15 protein-coding genes are annotated in these 18,214 nt (G+C 59.3%); 2 read left to right on the forward strand and 13 right to left on the reverse strand.

All coding sequences use genetic code 11. The features are described 5' to 3' along the window. Positions 1–137: 137 nt before the first annotated feature. Positions 138–1,460, reverse strand: coding sequence for a 30S ribosomal protein S12 methylthiotransferase RimO (rimO, locus tag BUE09_RS14310; protein ID WP_073301641.1), 1,323 nt, complete (start codon positions 1,458–1,460; stop codon positions 138–140). A 132-nt stretch (positions 1,461–1,592) separates the two neighbouring features. Then, positions 1,593–3,197, reverse strand: coding sequence for a sensor domain-containing diguanylate cyclase (locus BUE09_RS14315; RefSeq protein ID WP_073301644.1), 1,605 nt, complete (start codon positions 3,195–3,197; stop codon positions 1,593–1,595). A gap of 296 nt (positions 3,198–3,493) precedes the next feature. Here BUE09_RS14315 and BUE09_RS14320 point away from each other — a divergent pair, with 296 nt between their 5' ends. Next, positions 3,494–4,972: an ATPase domain-containing protein gene (locus tag BUE09_RS14320; RefSeq protein ID WP_073301646.1), complete on the forward strand. Its 1,479-nt coding sequence runs from the start codon at positions 3,494–3,496 to the stop codon at positions 4,970–4,972. Continuing rightward, complete coding sequence (locus BUE09_RS14325) at positions 4,965–5,375, forward strand: response regulator (protein WP_073301648.1); 411 nt, start codon at positions 4,965–4,967, stop codon at positions 5,373–5,375. Before BUE09_RS14320 ends, BUE09_RS14325 begins: the two co-directional genes overlap by 8 nt. A gap of 19 nt (positions 5,376–5,394) precedes the next feature. On the opposite strand, the gene BUE09_RS14330 is transcribed toward BUE09_RS14325, so the two are convergent. From BUE09_RS14330 to BUE09_RS14380, 11 genes are all read right to left on the reverse strand, one after another. After that, on the reverse strand, positions 5,395–6,465 hold the full coding sequence (locus tag BUE09_RS14330; RefSeq protein ID WP_073301650.1) for an acyltransferase family protein: 1,071 nt from the start codon (positions 6,463–6,465) through the stop codon (positions 5,395–5,397). Positions 6,466–6,506: 41 nt separating this feature from the next. Then, positions 6,507–7,505 (reverse strand): glycosyltransferase, encoded by a 999-nt coding sequence (locus BUE09_RS14335; RefSeq protein WP_073301652.1) that lies wholly within the window; start codon positions 7,503–7,505, stop codon positions 6,507–6,509. Between the two features lie 119 nt (positions 7,506–7,624). Continuing rightward, positions 7,625–7,849, reverse strand: a complete 225-nt coding sequence (locus tag BUE09_RS14340; protein ID WP_073301654.1) for a hypothetical protein — start codon at positions 7,847–7,849, stop codon at positions 7,625–7,627. 387 nt (positions 7,850–8,236) lie between these two features. After that, positions 8,237–9,454, reverse strand: a complete 1,218-nt coding sequence (locus BUE09_RS14345; protein WP_073301656.1) for a glycosyltransferase family 4 protein — start codon at positions 9,452–9,454, stop codon at positions 8,237–8,239. Between the two features lie 127 nt (positions 9,455–9,581). Next, positions 9,582–10,700 carry a glycosyltransferase family 4 protein gene (locus tag BUE09_RS14350; protein ID WP_073301658.1) on the reverse strand — a complete coding sequence of 373 codons (1,119 nt, stop codon included), beginning with the start codon at positions 10,698–10,700 and terminating at the stop codon, positions 9,582–9,584. Next, positions 10,697–12,076: a hypothetical protein gene (locus BUE09_RS14355; RefSeq protein WP_197675235.1), complete on the reverse strand. Its 1,380-nt coding sequence runs from the start codon at positions 12,074–12,076 to the stop codon at positions 10,697–10,699. Before BUE09_RS14355 ends, BUE09_RS14350 begins: the two co-directional genes overlap by 4 nt. Then, the gene (locus tag BUE09_RS14360) at positions 12,073–13,404 is read right to left on the reverse strand and encodes a hypothetical protein (RefSeq protein WP_073301660.1); all 1,332 of its coding nucleotides are present in this window, start codon (positions 13,402–13,404) and stop codon (positions 12,073–12,075) included. Before BUE09_RS14360 ends, BUE09_RS14355 begins: the two co-directional genes overlap by 4 nt. Beyond that, the gene (locus BUE09_RS14365; RefSeq protein WP_073301662.1) at positions 13,349–14,608 is read right to left on the reverse strand and encodes a glycosyltransferase family 4 protein; all 1,260 of its coding nucleotides are present in this window, start codon (positions 14,606–14,608) and stop codon (positions 13,349–13,351) included. Before BUE09_RS14365 ends, BUE09_RS14360 begins: the two co-directional genes overlap by 56 nt. A gap of 32 nt (positions 14,609–14,640) precedes the next feature. Beyond that, positions 14,641–15,162, reverse strand: coding sequence for a transcription/translation regulatory transformer protein RfaH (gene rfaH / locus BUE09_RS14370; RefSeq protein WP_073301664.1), 522 nt, complete (start codon positions 15,160–15,162; stop codon positions 14,641–14,643). 37 nt (positions 15,163–15,199) lie between these two features. After that, complete coding sequence (locus tag BUE09_RS14375) at positions 15,200–15,943, reverse strand: WbqC family protein (protein ID WP_073302018.1); 744 nt, start codon at positions 15,941–15,943, stop codon at positions 15,200–15,202. Between the two features lie 20 nt (positions 15,944–15,963). Further along, positions 15,964–18,174 (reverse strand): polysaccharide biosynthesis tyrosine autokinase, encoded by a 2,211-nt coding sequence (locus BUE09_RS14380; RefSeq protein WP_073301666.1) that lies wholly within the window; start codon positions 18,172–18,174, stop codon positions 15,964–15,966. Positions 18,175–18,214 lie beyond the last annotated feature (40 nt).

An 18,214-nucleotide genomic window follows, 5' to 3' on the forward strand; every position in this document is an offset into this window, starting at 1 on the left:
AACGGTTAGCTGAATCTGGTAAGGCAAGTCTTGAATCGAATGTTGGGTGAGCCGCCCTAGTGCAATGGCCGAGGCTGCTTCGCTGGGCAGAAAAAAGCCCCGTGGGTACGGGGCTTAACGCGTTCGGTTGAGGTTGATCAGATCACTTCGGCCCAGAGGTCGTATTCATCAGCGTGGGTGACACGCACGCGGACCTTTTCGCCAGCGTGCAACGGGCGCTCGCTGTCGACGTAGACCATGCCGTCGATCTCGGGAGCATCGGCCCATGAGCGACCAATGGCGCCGTCTTCGTCCACCTCGTCAATGAGCACGTCCAGCTCCTGGCCGATCTTGCGCTCTAGGTGCGCCGCGCTGATGGCTTGTTGATGGGCCATGAAACGGTCCCAGCGGTCCTGTTTAACGTCGTCCGGTACCGGTTCGAGGTCCATGGCTTCAGCAGGGGCACCCTCGACAGGCGAATACTGGAAGCAGCCCACGCGGTCGAGCTGAGCTTCGGTCAGCCAGTCGAGCAGGTACTGAAAGTCTTCCTCGGTCTCGCCAGGAAAGCCCACGATGAAGGTCGAGCGGATGGTCAGTTCCGGGCATGTCTCGCGCCACTTCTTGATGCGCGCCAGGGTCTTGTCTTCGAAGGCTGGACGCTTCATGGCCTTGAGCACTTTCGGGCTGGCGTGCTGAAAGGGGATGTCCAGGTACGGCAGGATCTTGCCGGCAGCCATCAGCGGGATTACGTCATCGACGTTCGGGTACGGGTAGACGTAGTGCAGGCGCACCCACACGCCCATGCTCGACAGGGCCTGACACAGCTCCAGCATGCGTGTCTTGATCGGCTGGCCATTCCAGAAATCGGTCTTGTACTTGACGTCGACGCCGTAGGCACTGGTGTCCTGGGATATCACCAGGATCTCTTTCACGCCGGCTTTGACCAACCGCTCGGCTTCGCTCAGTACATCGCCCACCGGGCGGCTGACCAGCTTGCCGCGCATGGACGGGATGATGCAGAAGCTGCAGGTATGGTTGCAGCCTTCGGAAATCTTCAGATAGGCGTAATGGCGCGGGGTCAGCTTGATGCCTTGTGGCGGGACCAGATCCACGAAGGGATCGTGATCGATGTTCGGTGGCACGACTTGGTGAACGGCGTTGACGACCTGTTCGTACTGCTGCGGACCGGTGACGGCTAGGACACTGGGGTGGACGCTACGAATATTGTCCTCGGCGACACCCATGCAGCCGGTGACGATCACCTTGCCGTTCTCGGCGATGGCTTCACCGATGGCATCCAGCGACTCGGCCTTGGCGCTGTCAATGAAGCCGCAGGTGTTGACCACTACCACGTCGGCGTCGTCGTAGGACGGTACGATCTGGTAACCCTCCATGCGCAGCTGGGTGAGGATGCGTTCAGAGTCGACCGTGGCCTTGGGGCAACCCAGGCTGACGAACCCGACTGTTGGCGTTTTGCTCATCGACTTTGAACCTCGAAAACCGCGCATGAAAAAGGCGCGCGAGTATACAGAGCTGGGTATTTTTTAGCCATGGCTGCTGTCGCCCGGTCTAGTCGGACTGGCCAGGACGCCGAGAAAAGATGTTTGCGCAGCTCAGGCGCCTGGTTTTAGATCAGCTGGCGAGCACTGATCTGGTTCCGCGATCTCGGAGCGATTGCGCCCTTGCTGTTTGGCCCGGTACAGCGCTGCATCGGCCAGCTTGAGCACACGTTCGATGGCACTGGCGTGCAACGGCCAGACTGCAATCCCCAGCGAAACGGTGATGTGGCCGACCACCGGAATCTGCTCCAGCTCGACGCCGGTACGCAGGCGTTCGGCAACCAGATGTGCCGCATCGAGCGTGGTATTGGGCAGCAGCATCAAGAACTCCTCGCCGCCGCTGCGACAGAGAATGTCGGCATCCCGGGAGCAGGTTCTCATCAACCCGGCCATCTGGCGGATGACGGTATCGCCGATGTCATGGCCGTGGGTGTCGTTGATGCGTTTGAAATGATCGATGTCCAGCGCGATGACCGCAAAGGACCGACCTTCGCTGCTGAGCATTTCGAGGGCGAGCGTCAGGCCGCGACGGTTATACAGGCCGGTCAGCGGATCGGTTTGGGCGTCGAGGTTGAGTTTGCCGATGCGCTGGTGCAGCAGGTTGATACCCAGCTGCAAAGCGCGCTTGAGCTGCGCAGCTTCGAAGTACCACGAGCGGATACGCTGGATGCGCTCGGCGCTATTGGGTGCATCCATTTCGCTGGCGCGCTGCGCCAGTTGCGACAGTGGACGCGTGATCAGTGTCGCCAGGCCCCAAATGCACAACAATGTCAGCAGAGCCAGAGGCGCAGTCTGGCGGACGACCTTAAGCATCAGATTGTCGAGCGGCTGCAAGGTGTCGGCTGTTGGCCGCTGCGCCACGATCCCCCAGCCTGCCGCCGGTGAGGCTGCGTAGCCAGCCAGCATGTCCACACCTTGGCTGTTGACCACCCGTAGGCTGCCTGATTCACCGAGCAGCACCCTGTCAATGACTTCGTTTTCTGCTACCACCGTACCCAGCCGTTTAGGCTTCGGGTGATACAGGAGTCGGCGCGACTGGTCGACGGCATACAGGTAGGAGCCGTCCTGATAGAAATGTTCGCCTAACATGCTATGGAGGATGTTGCGCTCGCGCAGATAGATCACCCCACCGATATAGCCGAGGTAGGTACCGTCATCGGCCACGATGGGTTGGGATATCAGAACGACCAAGGTGCCAAGCGCCGAAATGTACGGGCTGCTGATCAAGGGTTTGCGTTCCGCCAGGGCCTGGCGCGCGCCTGGTGAATCCAGCTTCCTGCCGACCAGTAGTCCGGTATCTGGAGCGGTGGACATCACCACGCCCTGGGCGCTGGTAATGACCACGGCATTGAAGCTGTCGGTCTGTCGCTGAAGCCGTCTGGCTTCAGCATTCAATACGTTGATGTCAGGGAACCGGGCGGCAATGCTCTCGGCGCTCACAGCCAGCTGCTGCTGAGCAGTACGAAAGAACCCTTCAGTCCCGTCTGCCAACTTCGAGGCGTATGCACGATTGGCAGCGAGCGTGCTGCCAATCAGCGAATCACGCTGAACCTTATAGCTGGCGTAAAAGCTGATACCGAGGATTATCAAGCCACTTAGCATTGCCAGCAGAATGATCAGTCGACGCAAGTCCAAACGAGGTAGGTGGGTGGTTTGCATAGATCCAGGTGGTTCAGTTGCGGTCGGCGGCGCGATGGTAGGGGGTTTGTCGTTGCGCCTCTAGCATTGGCGATGATGTGCTGATGACAGGCTGCGGCACTCGACTCGGGTGTAATAGCTCACAAGACCCTAACACGGCCTCCGGATCAAGCAAGCAACACCACTGGCTGGTTCCCTGTCGTTACCGTATCAAACGTGAACAATCGAGTGTGGCAGGTGACCAATATGCACCGGGGATTAAATAGGTCCGAGCCCCTTTGCTACCATGCGTTCACTGATCGAAACGGAAAGCTGCTGTGACCGACAACTCTATCTACTCGCCAACCGCGCCGACTCATGTTCCGACCGGCGTGCCGGGACTGGACGCCGTCCTCAAGGGCGGGCTGCTGCCCCGAGCGGTGTACATCGTCCAGGGTGGGCCGGGCGAGGGAAAGACCATTTTAGCCAACCAGATCTGTTACAGCTGGGCGGCTCGTGGCGAGCGCTCGCTGTACGTGACCTTGCTGGCTGAAACCCACCATCGTCTGCTTCGCCATTTGCAGAATATGCAATTCATGGACAATCAATACGCCGGCACATCGGTGGTCTATGAAAGTGCTTTCGACATCCTCCGTACCGACGGGTTGGAAGGCATCCTGCGTTACCTCACGCGCAATGGAAAACGGCAGCAGGCCTCGCTGATCGTGATTGATGGCCTGTTCGCGCTGGAAGAAAACGCTGCCTCGGAGCGTGCCTTTCGTGAGTTCATCAATGACCTGTCGATTTACGCCGACGTGGTTGGCTGCACAATCCTATTACTGACCAACAGCAAGCGCGATTCCGGCAGCCCCGAGTTCACTATGGTTGATGGTTGGTTGCACCTGGGCAGCGACGAGGATCAGTTCCGCACCTACCGCTACCTGCAGGTGCGCAAGTTCCGTGGCAGCGACTTCATCTCCGGTCGGCACATGAGTTCGATCACCAGCGAGGGTTTTCGGGTATTTCCTCGGCTCGAAGCGGTCACCGGTGAGCTGGAGTCCGCGCCTATGCGCGACGAGCGTCTGAGCATCGGCGTCGCCGGGCTCGACGAAGTCATTCAGGGCGGTATCCCGTTCTCATCGACGACCTTGTTGGTGGGGCCGACCGGTGTCGGCAAGACCACTTTGGGTTTGAGCTTCATCTGCGATAGCAGCGAGGCTGAACCCGGTCTTATCTTTGGCTTCTACGAGGACGCCCACAGGCTGCGGCGCCGTGCGAAAGCGCTGGGGCTTGAGCTAGGCGCGCTGATCGACAGTGGGGTGGTAGAGGTGGTTCATCACTCCCCAACCGAGCTGTTACAGGATCAGCTCGCCGAAGAAATAATTGCGGAGGTTCGCCGACGGGGCGTCAAACGGCTGTTCATCGATGGCATCGACGCGTTCAAGCAGGCGGCAGTGAACGAGCAGCGGCTGGGGCGTTTTGTCAGCACACTCACCGCTATCCTGCGTTGCGAGGGTGTGACAACTATCTTCACCGCTGAGTTGGCCGAAATCGTCGGCGGCGAGCACGGCCTGCAGTTCGCCGCGGTCTCGGCGATTGCCGAGAACATCATTCTGCTGAGATATGCGGAACTCGAATCGAGGCTCTACCGTACGCTGGCAATTCTGAAGATGCGTGAAAGCGGCTTCGATCCCTACGTGTATGAGTTCTATCTGGGCGAGAAAGGGTTCAAGCTCGGAGAGCGGATGGAGCGTACCGAGGGGGTCGTGACGGGGCAGCCTCACCGTCAATCCTCAGCTGGAGCGCGGGATGCGTGACGAGCAACCGCAAAGACTCGAACCGCTCGTGTTGCTGGTCGAGGATGAGCTCGGCCTCAGCAAACTGATGGTGATGGTTCTCGAGGACGAGGGCTACCGGGTCGTCGAAGCGGCGAATGGCGCGCAGGGTTTGACCAAGCTCGAGCAGGAGAAGCCTGCGCTGATCATCACGGATTACATGATGCCCGAGCTCAATGGCTACGAGATGGTCTGCACGATACGCAAGAACCGGGCGTACGACGACGTGCCGATCCTGATGATGAGCGCTGCGCTGCCCCAGCAGTTGCCAGTCGGCGATCTGGTCGATTATTTTCTGCCCAAGGGCACCGGGCTCGAGAAGCTGGTCGCCACCATTCGCCGTCTGATTGAGGGCGGCGGCACATCATCAGAGTCAACTCCCTAGGCGCGATCGGGCATGGCGCTCAGGGCGCTGGGGTAAGGCCGGCACCGCTGACACCTTGCCGGCTGCCTGGCAGGAAGCGTTTGAGGCGCAGCGCTGGCGATTCGATCAGATGCCAAGACAGTGCAGCGATAGCGATGCTCGCAGTCAGGCTGATCGCCATGAACACTGGCAGCGGAAGCTCCGGGTCCAGCCAATGAACCAATAGCTGCTGCACCGGGAAGCTGAAAATGTAGATGCCGTACGAAAAGTCACCGTATCGGCCGAAGCGCGACAGCCGCGGAATCTTCAGATGCGCCAGGTAAATGGTCAGATAGGGCAGGGTCAACACATGCACCAGGAACCACCACTCGGTCCTCGCACTGATCAGCGATAGCGAAAGCAGTGCAAGCGCGATCTTCCAGTTCCAGGGCAGGATTTTGCGATACAGATAAAGCGCTGAACCGAGAAAGAAAAACATGCCCAGGCGAGTCACCTTGCGCAGCATGTCGCTCTCCAGTCCAAGGTTAGGCGCCAGATGGAAATGGATGAACATAAGCGCGATGGGGACCACCAGTACGGCGATTCGTCCGAATAGCTTGAGCAGCCCCAGCGTCAGCAGCATCGTGTACATCAGCACTTCGTAAGGCAGCGTCCAGACTGATCCGTTGACGGTGCCGGGAAACGGGTTTGCGGTAAACACGCCAGGCAGATGAAACTGGGTGAACAAGGCTACATTCGTGAGATAGCGTACGGTCTGGCTATTGAGCAGGTACTCGCTTAGCGGCAGGTCGGTGGCCAGCGGGCCGACAATGAAGGCCGTGAACAACGTCGATACCGCCAGCGCCGGGAAGATGCGCAGCGCGCGTTTGCCCGCGAAGTCCACGCTGCTACGGCTGTGAATCCAAGAGGCAGCGATAAGAAAACCGCTCATGACGAAAAACAGATTTACCGCAATGTCGGCGGTGTCCATGGAGCCGGTGAACAGCCGTACCGGTTCGACAGCGCCCAGTCCCGACAGCCAATAACAGTGGCCGAGCACCACTGCAGACGCAGCGAAGAAACGTAGAAAGTCGAAATTGTTTTCGTCGCGTTGCATTGAGGCGATGTCCATGCATGGCTCCTGATGTCGCTGATACGCCTAAGGTGGCCAGGTCAACGCAATGGGAACATCTTGCTCATTCCTAATGCACCGGATTCGCCGTCGTGGATGGCTTGCTCAATGAGTGCCAGCCGTCCCCGGCTGTTGCGTAGTCGAGCTACGAGGCGCAGGAGCGTGAGAAACATCGCTCGGTTGATGCGATGGAGCCGGGGGGAGGCGGCCCAGACGTTCTTGTCGAACCAGGCCTGATTACGCGCGGTGTAATAGGCGCGGAAATCAGACTCGCCGAGGAGGAAGGTTTCATAGATATTTCGGGTGCGCTGTTTAGTGTTCCAGGACTGCTCCAGCTCCTCGATCACCGCTTCGGTAAAAAGAAACAGTTGCCCACCGCTGGCCGTGATGCGCCGGGTGTACTCGGTGTCGTCAACGTAAAGGACAAGCTCCCTGAGCGGCAGACCTATCCGCTTATACAGGCTGCGGTGCGCGAGCATGCCGCCATAGGGCGCGAATGGCAGGCTGATGCTTGTCGGCAGCGGGCCGGCTCGTCTGCCCCAAGGCAGGCGCCGCCAGATTTTGTAAGGCAATTGGGCAATGTGAAACCCGAAATAGCTGGAACGCGGCTGCCGGATGTATCGGGCAGGTATGCCCTGCGCGATGTCGGCCTGTTGTGTTTCACGATAACCCAGGACTGCGACTCGATCCGAGCTGAGCAGGCCAGTCAGGCGCGTGAGCTCACGGTGCAGGATCGATACGGCAGCGGCAGTGGGCAGGTTGTCGTCGTCCATCATCCAGATGAAATCAGCATCGGACGCCAGCGCGGCCTCGAGCCCCACGGCGTAGCCATTGGCAGACCCTGTGTTTTCGGCCAGCTCAATTACACGGACCTGCCCCGGCCAGCGCTGGACCAACTGATCGAGTGACGCCAGCGATGCATTGCTCACCACCACTACATCGCTGACTGCAGCAAAGCTCAGGGCGCGCTCGATCAATTGCTGCACAAAGGGCAGCCGGTCGCCGTAGGTCACGGTAACCACTGTGGTTTTCGATGTCATGGTTGTCTCGGTGTGGAACGTGAGCGACCCGCTACCCGGGGTGCGTGGCGCTCTGAGCAAGGCCGTTGCGGCGCTGCGTCAGAGCGAATAACAGGATCGCTAGGACGTTGGTGTGCTAGTCAGGCGAGCTGGTCGGCTGTTGTGTTGGCGTTTGGTAGCTTTTCAGCGGATGGCTCGACTGCGGTGAATACAGGTTGGCGGTCCGGGGTAAAAAATGCATGGAAGACACTTATCAACCTGTTTCCGTCGGGCGTACCGGGCAGCTCGGGGGCCTGGAAAAATTCTGTGTAGGAATATCCGTCGGCATATACCAGGGTTTGCTGGGTTTGGTCTGCACTATCCATAGCGACTCCGAGAATCTTGAGGTTAGAACGAATAGCGAATGGGTTCGTCCGAGCGGTACCGGTTGCCGGAAAGCGGTTTAGCCAGGCGGATCGGTGCGGGCGCCGTAGTATCGAAGCTGGAGGCGCCTGCACAGTGCAGAGCGTGAGGGTGCACTCCGAGATTGAATAACGTTGTCCGCCCGCCATTTGCACAGCCGGTTTTGCTCTGCTCGGCGTGGTCGTATTCGTGCAGATGCCCGTCTTCGCTTGACGTTATCGACCTTTGGTGGGCGCCCGCCGTTCCGCCGATCAACAACGCGAGGCTTAATGCGGAAATGGTCTGGAAGCAGTTTGATGCGGTGGTTGTGTTCATCCTTGAAGCCTCGCAATGGGGGAGTGAGGACTCGGTCAGGCATGCTTCATGGGTACTGCAGTCGGGTAAACCTGAGCCACGTTCAGAGGGGTGATGGTCGGCAAATCCAATAGCGCGTCCTGCCCTTGGAGCAACGAAACCTCTCGAATCCTAGTATCGACGAATGCCTTGATCTCCTGCCTGAATCGTTCGGTTGAAAATCGCTCTGCGCTTGTGCGGCATGTCTCAGGCAGGATCTGATGCGCTTGCGTCTCGAAGCGCGCCACGGCGGCCATCAGGGACTCGGGCGTCTGCTCGGTATAAAACACGCCGGTTGGCTCGGGATGGTCGATTCCCCTTACGGTTTCCAATACTCCACCTCTGCCGTAAGCAATGACGGGGGTGCCGCACGCCTGGGCCTCGATGGGGGCGATGCCGAAGTCTTCTTCGGCTGCAAATACGAAGGCGCGGGCGCGCTGCATGTGGTGCAGCAGGACGGCGAAACTCTGGTAACCCATCAGCGTCACGTTCGACGTGGCGAGCTCCTTGGCCTTTTCCATTTCCGGCCCGCTGCCGATTACGACCAGCTTCTTGTCGGGCATTCGGGAGAACGCCTCGACAATCATCGGGATGCGCTTGTACGGCACCATTCGCGAGGCCGTCAGGTAGTAATCCTCTTTCGCCGCGTGAAGCGTGAACTGACGCGTGTCGACCGGTGGGTAGATCACCGTGGATTCGCGGCGGTAGCTCTTGTTGATGCGCCGACCGATGAAGTGCGAGTTGGCGACAAAATCGTCCACACCGCTAGCGGTGCGCTGATCCCACATGCGCATGTAGTGAAGCAGCATGCGCGCCAGTTTGGCCTTGAACCCATGATCAAGGCTCGCTTCGTGCAGGTATTGATGCTGCAAGTCCCAGGCATAGCGGATCGGTGAGTGAACGTAGCTGATATGCAGTTGGTTCGGGCCGGTTAACACGCCCTTGGCGACGGCATGGCTGCTGGAAATCACCAGGTCATAACCCGACATGTCCAGCTGCTCGATGGCCAGCGGCATCAGCGGCAGATACTTCTGGTAGTGCGTCTTCGCCTTCGGCAGTTGCTGGATGAAGGTGGTGGTGGCGTGCTTGCCGCCGAGGTTGGCGCGGTCCTCGTCAGAGAGGAAATCGATCACGGCATACAGGTCGGCTTCTGGCCAGACATCGAGCAACCCGGCAAGGACCTTTTCGGCACCGGCATAGGTCACTAGCCAGTCATGAATTATGGCGATTTTCATTACGATGGCCTTCCTTTGATGTTTGGGGGGAGCAGCATCTGGCCGCAGATACGGCAGCAGAGGAGTCGAAACGAGCAGAACCTCAATCGAGGGGAGATTCCGGCCCGCTGAGGCAAGGGCCGTCTCGTCAGTGCTTCGGTTGGCTAAGCGAAACCGATGCAGTGCCAGTTTCATCGGTCTCGCGCTCGCCAATGAACACCTTGTCTATCAGTCGGGAAAGCTGTCGTGCCGACGAATGCCAACAATAGCGGGCCACGTTGTCCTTGCCGCGCCGGCGTAGATCCAGACGCAACGCTTCGTCACTGAGAATGCGCTCCATGGCTAGGGTGATATCAGCGACTTTCAGGGGATCGAAGTACAGCGCGCTGTCGCCCAGAACCTCAGGTATGGACGCGGCGCGTGCGGCGATTACGGGACATCCGCATGCCTGTGCTTCCAGAGGCGGAATGCCGAATCCCTCGTATAGCGATGGAAACACGAAGGCCGCAGCACCTTGGTAGGCCTCGACCAGTTCTTCGTCAGGGAGTCTGCCCAAATTTAGGATACGGCGACTGCCGTCGACATCGTGCAGCGTGCAGGCAAACACCCGGTTGGAATCACCAATGATGCGCAGCTCGACCTCATCGTGGCCTTCAATGCGCAGGAAGGCTGCCACCATTCGAGCGAAATTCTTGTGGGTGCTGGGCGACGAAACGGCCAGAAGGTAGGGCGCCGTGGTGCGCGTACTTGTGTCTACGCAGAAAGGTCGAAAGCGCTCGTCAACGGCACTGGGCACGATACTGATTTTGCTTGCCGGGTAGCCGTAGTGGGCCGAGATCTCCGAACGCGAGAATTCGCTCCCGGTTACTAGCGCCTTGACGCGTCCAAGCAGCAGTGGGGTCAGGGTTCGGTACATGGCTGCAAAGGTCCTGGAATAGCTTTCTGGGTGCCTGATGTAAGTGATGTCGTGATGCGTGGCGATTTGATTGCCATAGATCAGCGGTGCGGTGTTACACAGGGATACCAGTGGCGGGCTGCCATTCCGGGCCAGCCAGAGTGGAAGGTCCACTTGCTCCCAGAGATGGCCTCGATGGCGTCCGATGCGGCGCACCTGCAAACGCTCGGCGCTTTCATGCAGGCAGATGTCGTTTGGTGCGACGAACACGAGGTCGTCGCGCAGGGTTTTCAGCTGCAGACAGATCTGTTCGGCGAAACGTTGTACCCCACGCATTTCCTGGGTCAGGAAGCGTGCATTGATCACGATCATCGGTAAGTTCCTCTTTCCTTTGAGTTTTCTAAATCCAGTGCCAGGTTCGTTTGTTCAGACGCGATCGCAGCTGGATCGGACGCGCCAAGGCTGATGATCTTGGGAAACTCATTGAGCTCAATGCGGGTCGAGCAGTTGTTGCCATCTGCAGGGCATTGCCACTGGCTCGCGGCAGCAGTCCTTCCTTTGTCCGGCTGTGCGGTATCGATCAGTTCCACCGCGCCTGACCTCAGGCTGCTCGAGGCGATACTGACCGAGCGCGGTTTGCCGGTACTCCAGGCGATCAGCAGCTGTTCCTTGTCGTTGCCAAACCTGAGCTGTACCACGCTGTCGTCCGATTCGCCGACCCGCTCGAGGAACTGAAAGTGTTCGATAACCGGGCTTATGACCCTTAGCACCTGGTAGGCCAGCTTCGGTGAGTAGTCTTGGCGAAGCAGACCGAAATTGTGCTCTCGCTCGCGCAGATCGGTGCCATCGTTTCGGAAGTCGTACCACCAATAGCCGCGCACGTTGGATAGCGTTTTGGCGAGAAAGTAACTACGGGCCAGATAGGCTGCCTGTGTGATTTCATCGAAGCCGCATGCGCCCTTGTGCGATGGCCAGGCCATCTCGGTCAGGTAGAGCGGGACCGGCTGGTTGGCGGCACGGGACAGTTCTAGATCAATTTCCGTGAGCCATTCGATCCAGGCTTCGGGCGTGCTGCGACCGCGACCGTAGCAATGGACGTAGGGGTGCAGGGAAAGCCCATCGACAGCCTGCATGACCCCGGCCTCGATCAGGCGCAGGGCAAAGCCGGACTTGATGCCTTCGCTGGTGACCGCCCCGGCCAGCACTTTGGCGTCGGGATCGTGCTGACGGATGATTCCCGCGGCGTCGGCAACCAGCCGTGCATAGTCCTGGGTGAACTCAGGATCATCAGGGTTCTCAAGGTCCCATTCGTTCCAGACTTCGTAGTGCCGTACACGACCGCGCAGCTGTTGCGCGACGAACGCCACGTAACGGTTGTAGGCGGCTCGAACCGGCTCGCTGCGCGGTTTCTCGCCGTCGCCATGGTGGATATTGCCGTACCCAAGAATCAGCAGGCTGTCGATGCCCTGCGCCTGGGTCTTGGCCAGGTATCCGTTCCAGTGAGGCTCAATCGCGAGTTTGTCGCGGCGGCGTTCGACAAACGCCCAGTGCGCGTCGGTCCGTACCGATTCAATACCCGCCTGACGTAGTAATTCGAAGCCCTTGTCGCGGCTGGCGGGCAGGTGCAGCTCATGCGAACCGACTCCAATAATGAACGGATCTTCGGCCTCCAATGCCAGCGCGCCCAACGCGACGCTGTACAGGGCGGTGGGCAGCGCCACCCGGCGTGTCCATTGACCGATGCTCATGGCATATCCCCTCTATTTCTGTGCGGATAGCGTTCGAACCCAACATATCGCGGTGCCGGAGTGGTGCCGTCGAGCTGCCCCCGCTCCAGTTTTCGGGGCGTCAGCGCATGTGCGATGGCCATGCCGAGAAATAGCGTGGCGGTGGTCACCTCCAGCACGTCGGTGGCCCAGCCGATCAAGCAGGTGCAGAAAACGATGCCCAGCAACGCGTCGCGGTATCTCGAACCCCGGTCATGCAGACGCATCAGCAGTGGGAACAGCAGCAGATAGAGAAGTACGCCGAATACGCCGAGCATTCCCCAGAGATACAACGCCGTGTTGTCGGCGATGCTCAGTAGATCGAGCCAGGCCAGCGGGAATGCTGCTGCGCTGCTGCCCACCGCGCCGAAACCGGCACCCCACCAGCCCCATCCCTCATTGATGATGACGTCGATGAAGTTCGGCCAGCTATGGATCAGGCGATCATTGAAAGACGCCAGCACGCTGGTGCTATAAGCCTCGCTTTGCGGGATGTTCAAAAGCAGACTGGCGACCGGTAAGGCCAAGCCAGTCAGCACTGCAATGAAGAATGCCGCGGCGCTGGGCATGCGATAGCCTGCAAGAAACAGCATCATCAAGGTCAACAGGTAGGCTGCGGCGGTGGACTTGTTCGTGGTGAGGTAAATCGCGCCGAACGCCACGGGGTACAGCATCAGGCGCAGGAGCCGTGACCGCAGGAACGCCGCCAGAAACAGGCTGTACAGCGCGATCATTACCGCTAGATTTGTCGACATCCGCGCGAACCCGGCAAGCCGGTCGGTGCTGCCAAACGCCCAGGATTTGTTAGCAGTCAACTCGACGTCGCCCATCATGTAGCTGTAGCCCTTCCATGGCACGTTGGTGAACATGTCCAGCGCAATGCCGATAAGCGAGGCAACCAGGCAGAACGCGATGGCCCAGTTGAGCAGCCGCGTGCTCTGCTCTAGATAGGCGCCGCAGAACAACCCGAACAACAGCGGGATGTAAATGAACACGCTGAAGCCGACATTGCTCAGCGAGGCTCTGTGAAGCAGCGCAAGCAAGCCCGAGACCAATACTGCGAACAGCACCAGCCATACACCGGGCTTGCTTCGCGCCCTCGGCATTTCCAGCGCCACCGCCACGACACAGGCCAGTTTCGGCAAGTAGAGCAGGGCGGGCGCACCTGCGATATCGAGGTAATAGCGAAGTGCCCCAGCGAAGGTTTCGCTGATCAGCAGCGAGGCTGCAATCAGTGCCATTACGGTGGGCTTGTCAATCGCGAGCGGGCTCGACCTGCGGTGGGAAATGGTCATTGAAGTCGGGTTCATCATGGGCGCTCCGGCCGTGCAGCGTGGAATACAGGATCGTCTGGTACTGATCGAGCATTCGCTCCGTATTCAAGAAGTCGGCAACGCTAGGACGCGCTTGCTCCGACAATCGCTGGCGCAGACCGCTGTCGAGGCAGAGTTTCAGCATGGCTCTGCCAAGGGAGTCGGGATCTGCTGGTGTGCATAGCAGTCCGTTCAGGTTGTTCTGAATGATCTCCGGCAGACCGCCCATATTCGTTGCGATGATGGGCAGATGTTGTGCGCAGCCCTCGACGGCGACGAGGCCGAAGGGCTCGGCCCAGATCGATGGAACGACGAGCACATCGATTCCCCGCATAAAACGTTCGGATGGCTGGTACCCGACAAACCTCACCTTGGTCGGATCGGCGAGGGCCTTGATCTCTGCTTCATAGTCCAACTTGCCGCGACCAGCGATCTCGAGCGTGGCATTGATGGAAAGCGCCTGGAACTGCTCGATCAGCCAGCTCACGCCTTTGTTTTCCGAAAGCGTGCCGATGTAGCCGAAGCGCAACAGGCCGCTGTGGCGCGGACGTGGCAAACCCGAGGAGCTGGCGCCAGGGTCGATGCAGTTGTGTACAACATGCTGGCTGGCCTGGCCGAAGTAGCCTTCGGCCGTGATCCGCTCCAGGACGAAACGGCTGACACCTATCACGGCAGCGACCTGTGTCGAGGCCGCCGCATGTGGCCGGCGAAATGCCGCACACAGGCTGCACTGGCCCTCGCAGCTTCGGCCTTTGTTAAACATGGTGTCTTTAGGGCAGAGCAGATATAGATCGTGCAGTACCTGAACAATGGGCAGGCCGGCCGCACTGATCTCGTCCCAGGCCGATATCGACCAACCGGTGAGGTTGTTGCAGAGCACCAGGTCGGGCTCCTCGTGTGCAATCACTTCGCGCACATGCCGACGCATGCTGCTGTTGTAGCGGTCCCGGCAATGCCAGCCGAGACGCAGCAGCCGGTTTGGCTTGGCCTGGGTGAAGTGCCAGTAGAAATTGGACAAGCCGGCGCGATAGACAAGCACGCCGCCAAGGTGCTCAGGATTCAGGCCCGGCTCCGGCCCGGTGGCGAGCACCACCACTTCGCAGCCCCTCGCCTGCAGGCCTTCGGCGAGTTGGCGGACTACGATCTCTGCGCCTCCGCCGATGTGAGGCGCATACAGACTATGCAGCAGAAGAACTTTCATCGCAGACATCCTTGAGGCGATTCATCATTGGATCAGGTCGGCGAGCAACAGCCGAGATAGCGTGTTGGTACGCTGACTTTCTGTTCTCGTTGAAGCAGGTTGAGCAGAATTACCGAGCGCTTCTCGCCGTCGTTGCTGACAAATATCGCTTCCACGTCGCGGAAGCTGCCGCCGACAAGTTGAACCCGATCGCCGGATTCGAACCGTGGCGCACCGGCTGAGCCGGTTTCGTTAGCCAAGCGTTGGCGCAATTGCTCGATAAGTTCGTCCCTGACCGGCGTCGGTTCGCTGCCGAAGGCCACTACGCGGGCAACGCCGCGAGTGGAGCGGATGGGGTACCAATTATCGATATGGCGATCGAGCCGGATGAACAGATAGCCCGGAAATAACGCTTCGTTTGTCTTTTTGCCGCCGTTTTCGCATGGCTTTACCGGCCGATAGCATTCGAAATGCTGGCGTCGGAGGTTGTCTTCAGCACGGTCTTCCTGGCGTGGTTTGGTTTGGATCAGGTACCAACGAGGGCTGCTGCTGCACGCGGTCATATGAGCTGTCATCCATAGCGAGTTTTGTTGCTGGTCCGTCTTGTTGCCGTCATGCGCCTTGCAACGCAGTCGAGTGCTCGACCCCCTCGACCAGCGAGAAACGTTTGAGTAGTGCCTGTGCCTCGCTTCGGCTGTTGAACATCAATACGTCGATGATCGACAGCGAGGGCACGAAGGGCTGGTTGAATTGTGGATAGCTCAGGTCATCCATTTGCAGGAAGCGCAGCGCTAACCCGTGCGACCTGAAATAGGCGGGACAGTAGAGCGCCGTGCCGCCAATCGGGTTGACGTACAGCTCGGCATTCATCTTGTGGGCGATAGTGACCACGCGCTCCTGTTTGTCCATGCGCGCTGGCAAGCCCATCTCTGAACCGATACGGATCGGTGTGGCGATCTGCAAATAGGCACAGATACGGCGAATGGAGTTCTCGATGAAGCGCGCCAGGTTGCGTTCCGGGTGCGCCAGAATCTGGCGCACCAGTGTCATAACTTCAGCTTTGTGTGGCGCGCGTGAGTAGACGAGCTCCAAGGTCTTCAGCAGCTTTTGCGCTTCGAGCTCGAACTCGTCGCAGAGCCAGCGCTGGTTGATCGGAAAGAACTGGTTGGCTTTGCGCAACGGAAAGGTGATCAGTTTTGGCTGCCCGTTCGCCAGTACCCGGTTGCGGTTAATCCATGAGCCCTTGACGTACTGAAGGTCGTCGCCCAGTACAAAGACATCGCTGCGCGCGATCAGCTGAAAATAGCCAAGGTAGGGGAACAGGTAGGGCTGCATCATCGAGATGGTTCTGAGCACGGGCATATCCCTCGCGTGTGTCAGGTTTTTTGAGAATAGCTGTAGTAACCGTAGGCACCGGTCTCGTAGGCGGAGCTCGAAGCCCTGCGTTTGACGCCATTGAGAATGGCGCCTTTGAGCAGTACGCCGTTCTGCGCCAGGCGCCGCTTGGAGGCTTCGACCTGGCCGGCAGTGCTCAGCCCATAACGAGCGACTAACAGGCAGGTGCCCGCCTGTTGCGCAACCAGGACGGCATCGGTTACCGCCAATACGGGTGGGGTATCGACGATCACGAAGTCGTACTCACGCTCGGCTTCTTTCAGCAAGCGGGAGAAGTTCTCGTGCATCAGGAGTTCCGAGGGGTTGGGCGCGCAATGTCCGCTCGCGATGAAATGCAGGTTGGCCTGATCGGTCTTGCTGACCACGGCGGCGAGCTGCAAATTACTGGCCAGCGCGTCGGACAATCCATTGCGTGGCGCCAGGCCGAACATGCCGGCCAGATAGCCGCGCCGCATGTCGGCATCGATCAGCAGTACGCGCTGGCCAGCCTGGGCAATGACCGAGGCCAGATTGCTGGCGACGAAGGATTTGCCCACCGAGGGCGTCGGGCTGGTGATGACCAGCACCTGATTGCGTGCTTCGAGCATGGCGAACTTGAGGCTGGTGCGCAGGCTGCGGAGTGACTCGATCGCCAGGTCGGCTGGATCGGCGCGACCCAGCAGTTTGCTTCTGCCGTCGCGGATTTTTCTCAATCGGTACAGGTGCTCCTGTTTCGGCGAGAAAGGCAGCGCTGCGTATACAGGTGTTCCCAGATGTTCGATGGTCTCGGGACTTTCGATACCGCGATAGAACACCTGCCGCAGCAAGATCACCATCGCCGACACCAGCAGCCCGACGAAGATCGCGACCAGCACCACCAGGGGCTTGATGGGCTTGGCCGGTTTTTCCACCACCGCGTAGGCACTGTCGATAACACGCACGTTGCCGATGGTGCCGGCACGTAGGATGTCCTGCTCCTGTGCCTTGTCCAGCAACAGCGTGTAAGTGCGCGTGGTGACCTGCATGTCGCGGTTCAGGCGCAACAGCTCCTGCTGCGTCATCGGCAGGGTGTCGATCTTGCCCATCAGCGCAGCTTTCTGCGCCTGCAACTGGTCGATCTTTTTCATCAGCGTCTGGTAGGTCGGGTGTTCCGGCGTATAGAGCTGGTTGTATTCGGTGCGCTTGAGGTTGTGTTCGGAGATCTGTGATTCCAGTGCGACGATCTGGTCGAGCACACCTTTGGTCTCGATGCTGATATCCACCGACTGGGCACTGGTCTGATAGTCGTTAAGGGCGGCTTCGGCCTTTTCCAGCTCCTTGCGCACCATGGGTACCTGCGACCTCAGGAATTCCAAGCGCTGAGCCGCTTCGGCAGAGCTGCGTTCGATGTTCTGCCGGACATAGAGGCGACTGATCTTGTCGAGCACCCGATTGGCTTTATCCGAATCCGGGTCCTCCAGCGTGAGATAGATGATCCCGGAGTCCTTTCCGGCTTCACCCACCTTCAGGCGCTTCTGGTAGTCCAGGGCCGTGGTCTGCGGGCGGTTGCGCACGACGACGAACTCGGTGCCGGGGCGGGCCTTGAGTTCGGCGACCTGTACCCGAAACCCGTCATGCTGCACGGCTTGGTTGGTCTTGCCGCTCAACAGCAACTTTTTGTCGGAATCGTACAGACGGTATGAGCCCGCAGTGCCTGCACGCAGCAGCAATTTCTCACCCAGGTAGGCTTCCGGCACATCCAGTTGGAAGATGTCCAGCTTTTCTCCACCCCAGGCGTAGCTGTCCATTCCCAGCAATGGTGCAGCCAGCTCGCCGTCTTCTTCGGGGTCGTGCTGGCGCGCCAGATAACTGCCAAGCAGCGGGACATATTTGGGTCGCGCCGTGATGTACAGCTTCAGATCATTGACTGTACTGCCCAGCACCGCACGGGATTTGATCAGTTCTATCTCGGTGATTGCCTGGGATACCGAGTTCGGCCGGGGCACGGATTCGGGAATACCGGTGATCCCTGATTTCTTTGGCTCGATCTGGATCATCGCGGTGGCTTCGTAGATCGGCGTGGCGACAATGGCGTAGGCGACGCCGAGCAGCGCGAAAAGGGCGGTGATGGTGAAAATCAGACGCTTGTGATCGAACGCTACGCGCAGAATGCGCGCCAGATCGATCCGGTTGTCTGCGTCGTAGTCCAGCGAAGAGCGGGCCATGGCAGTCATTGCGGGTTCCTTCCTTGAGTGTTGCGCCATCGGTGCGGTA

It is taken from the genome of Stutzerimonas xanthomarina DSM 18231 (assembly GCF_900129835.1).
GTDB classification, from domain to species: Bacteria; Pseudomonadota; Gammaproteobacteria; order Pseudomonadales; family Pseudomonadaceae; genus Stutzerimonas; species Stutzerimonas xanthomarina.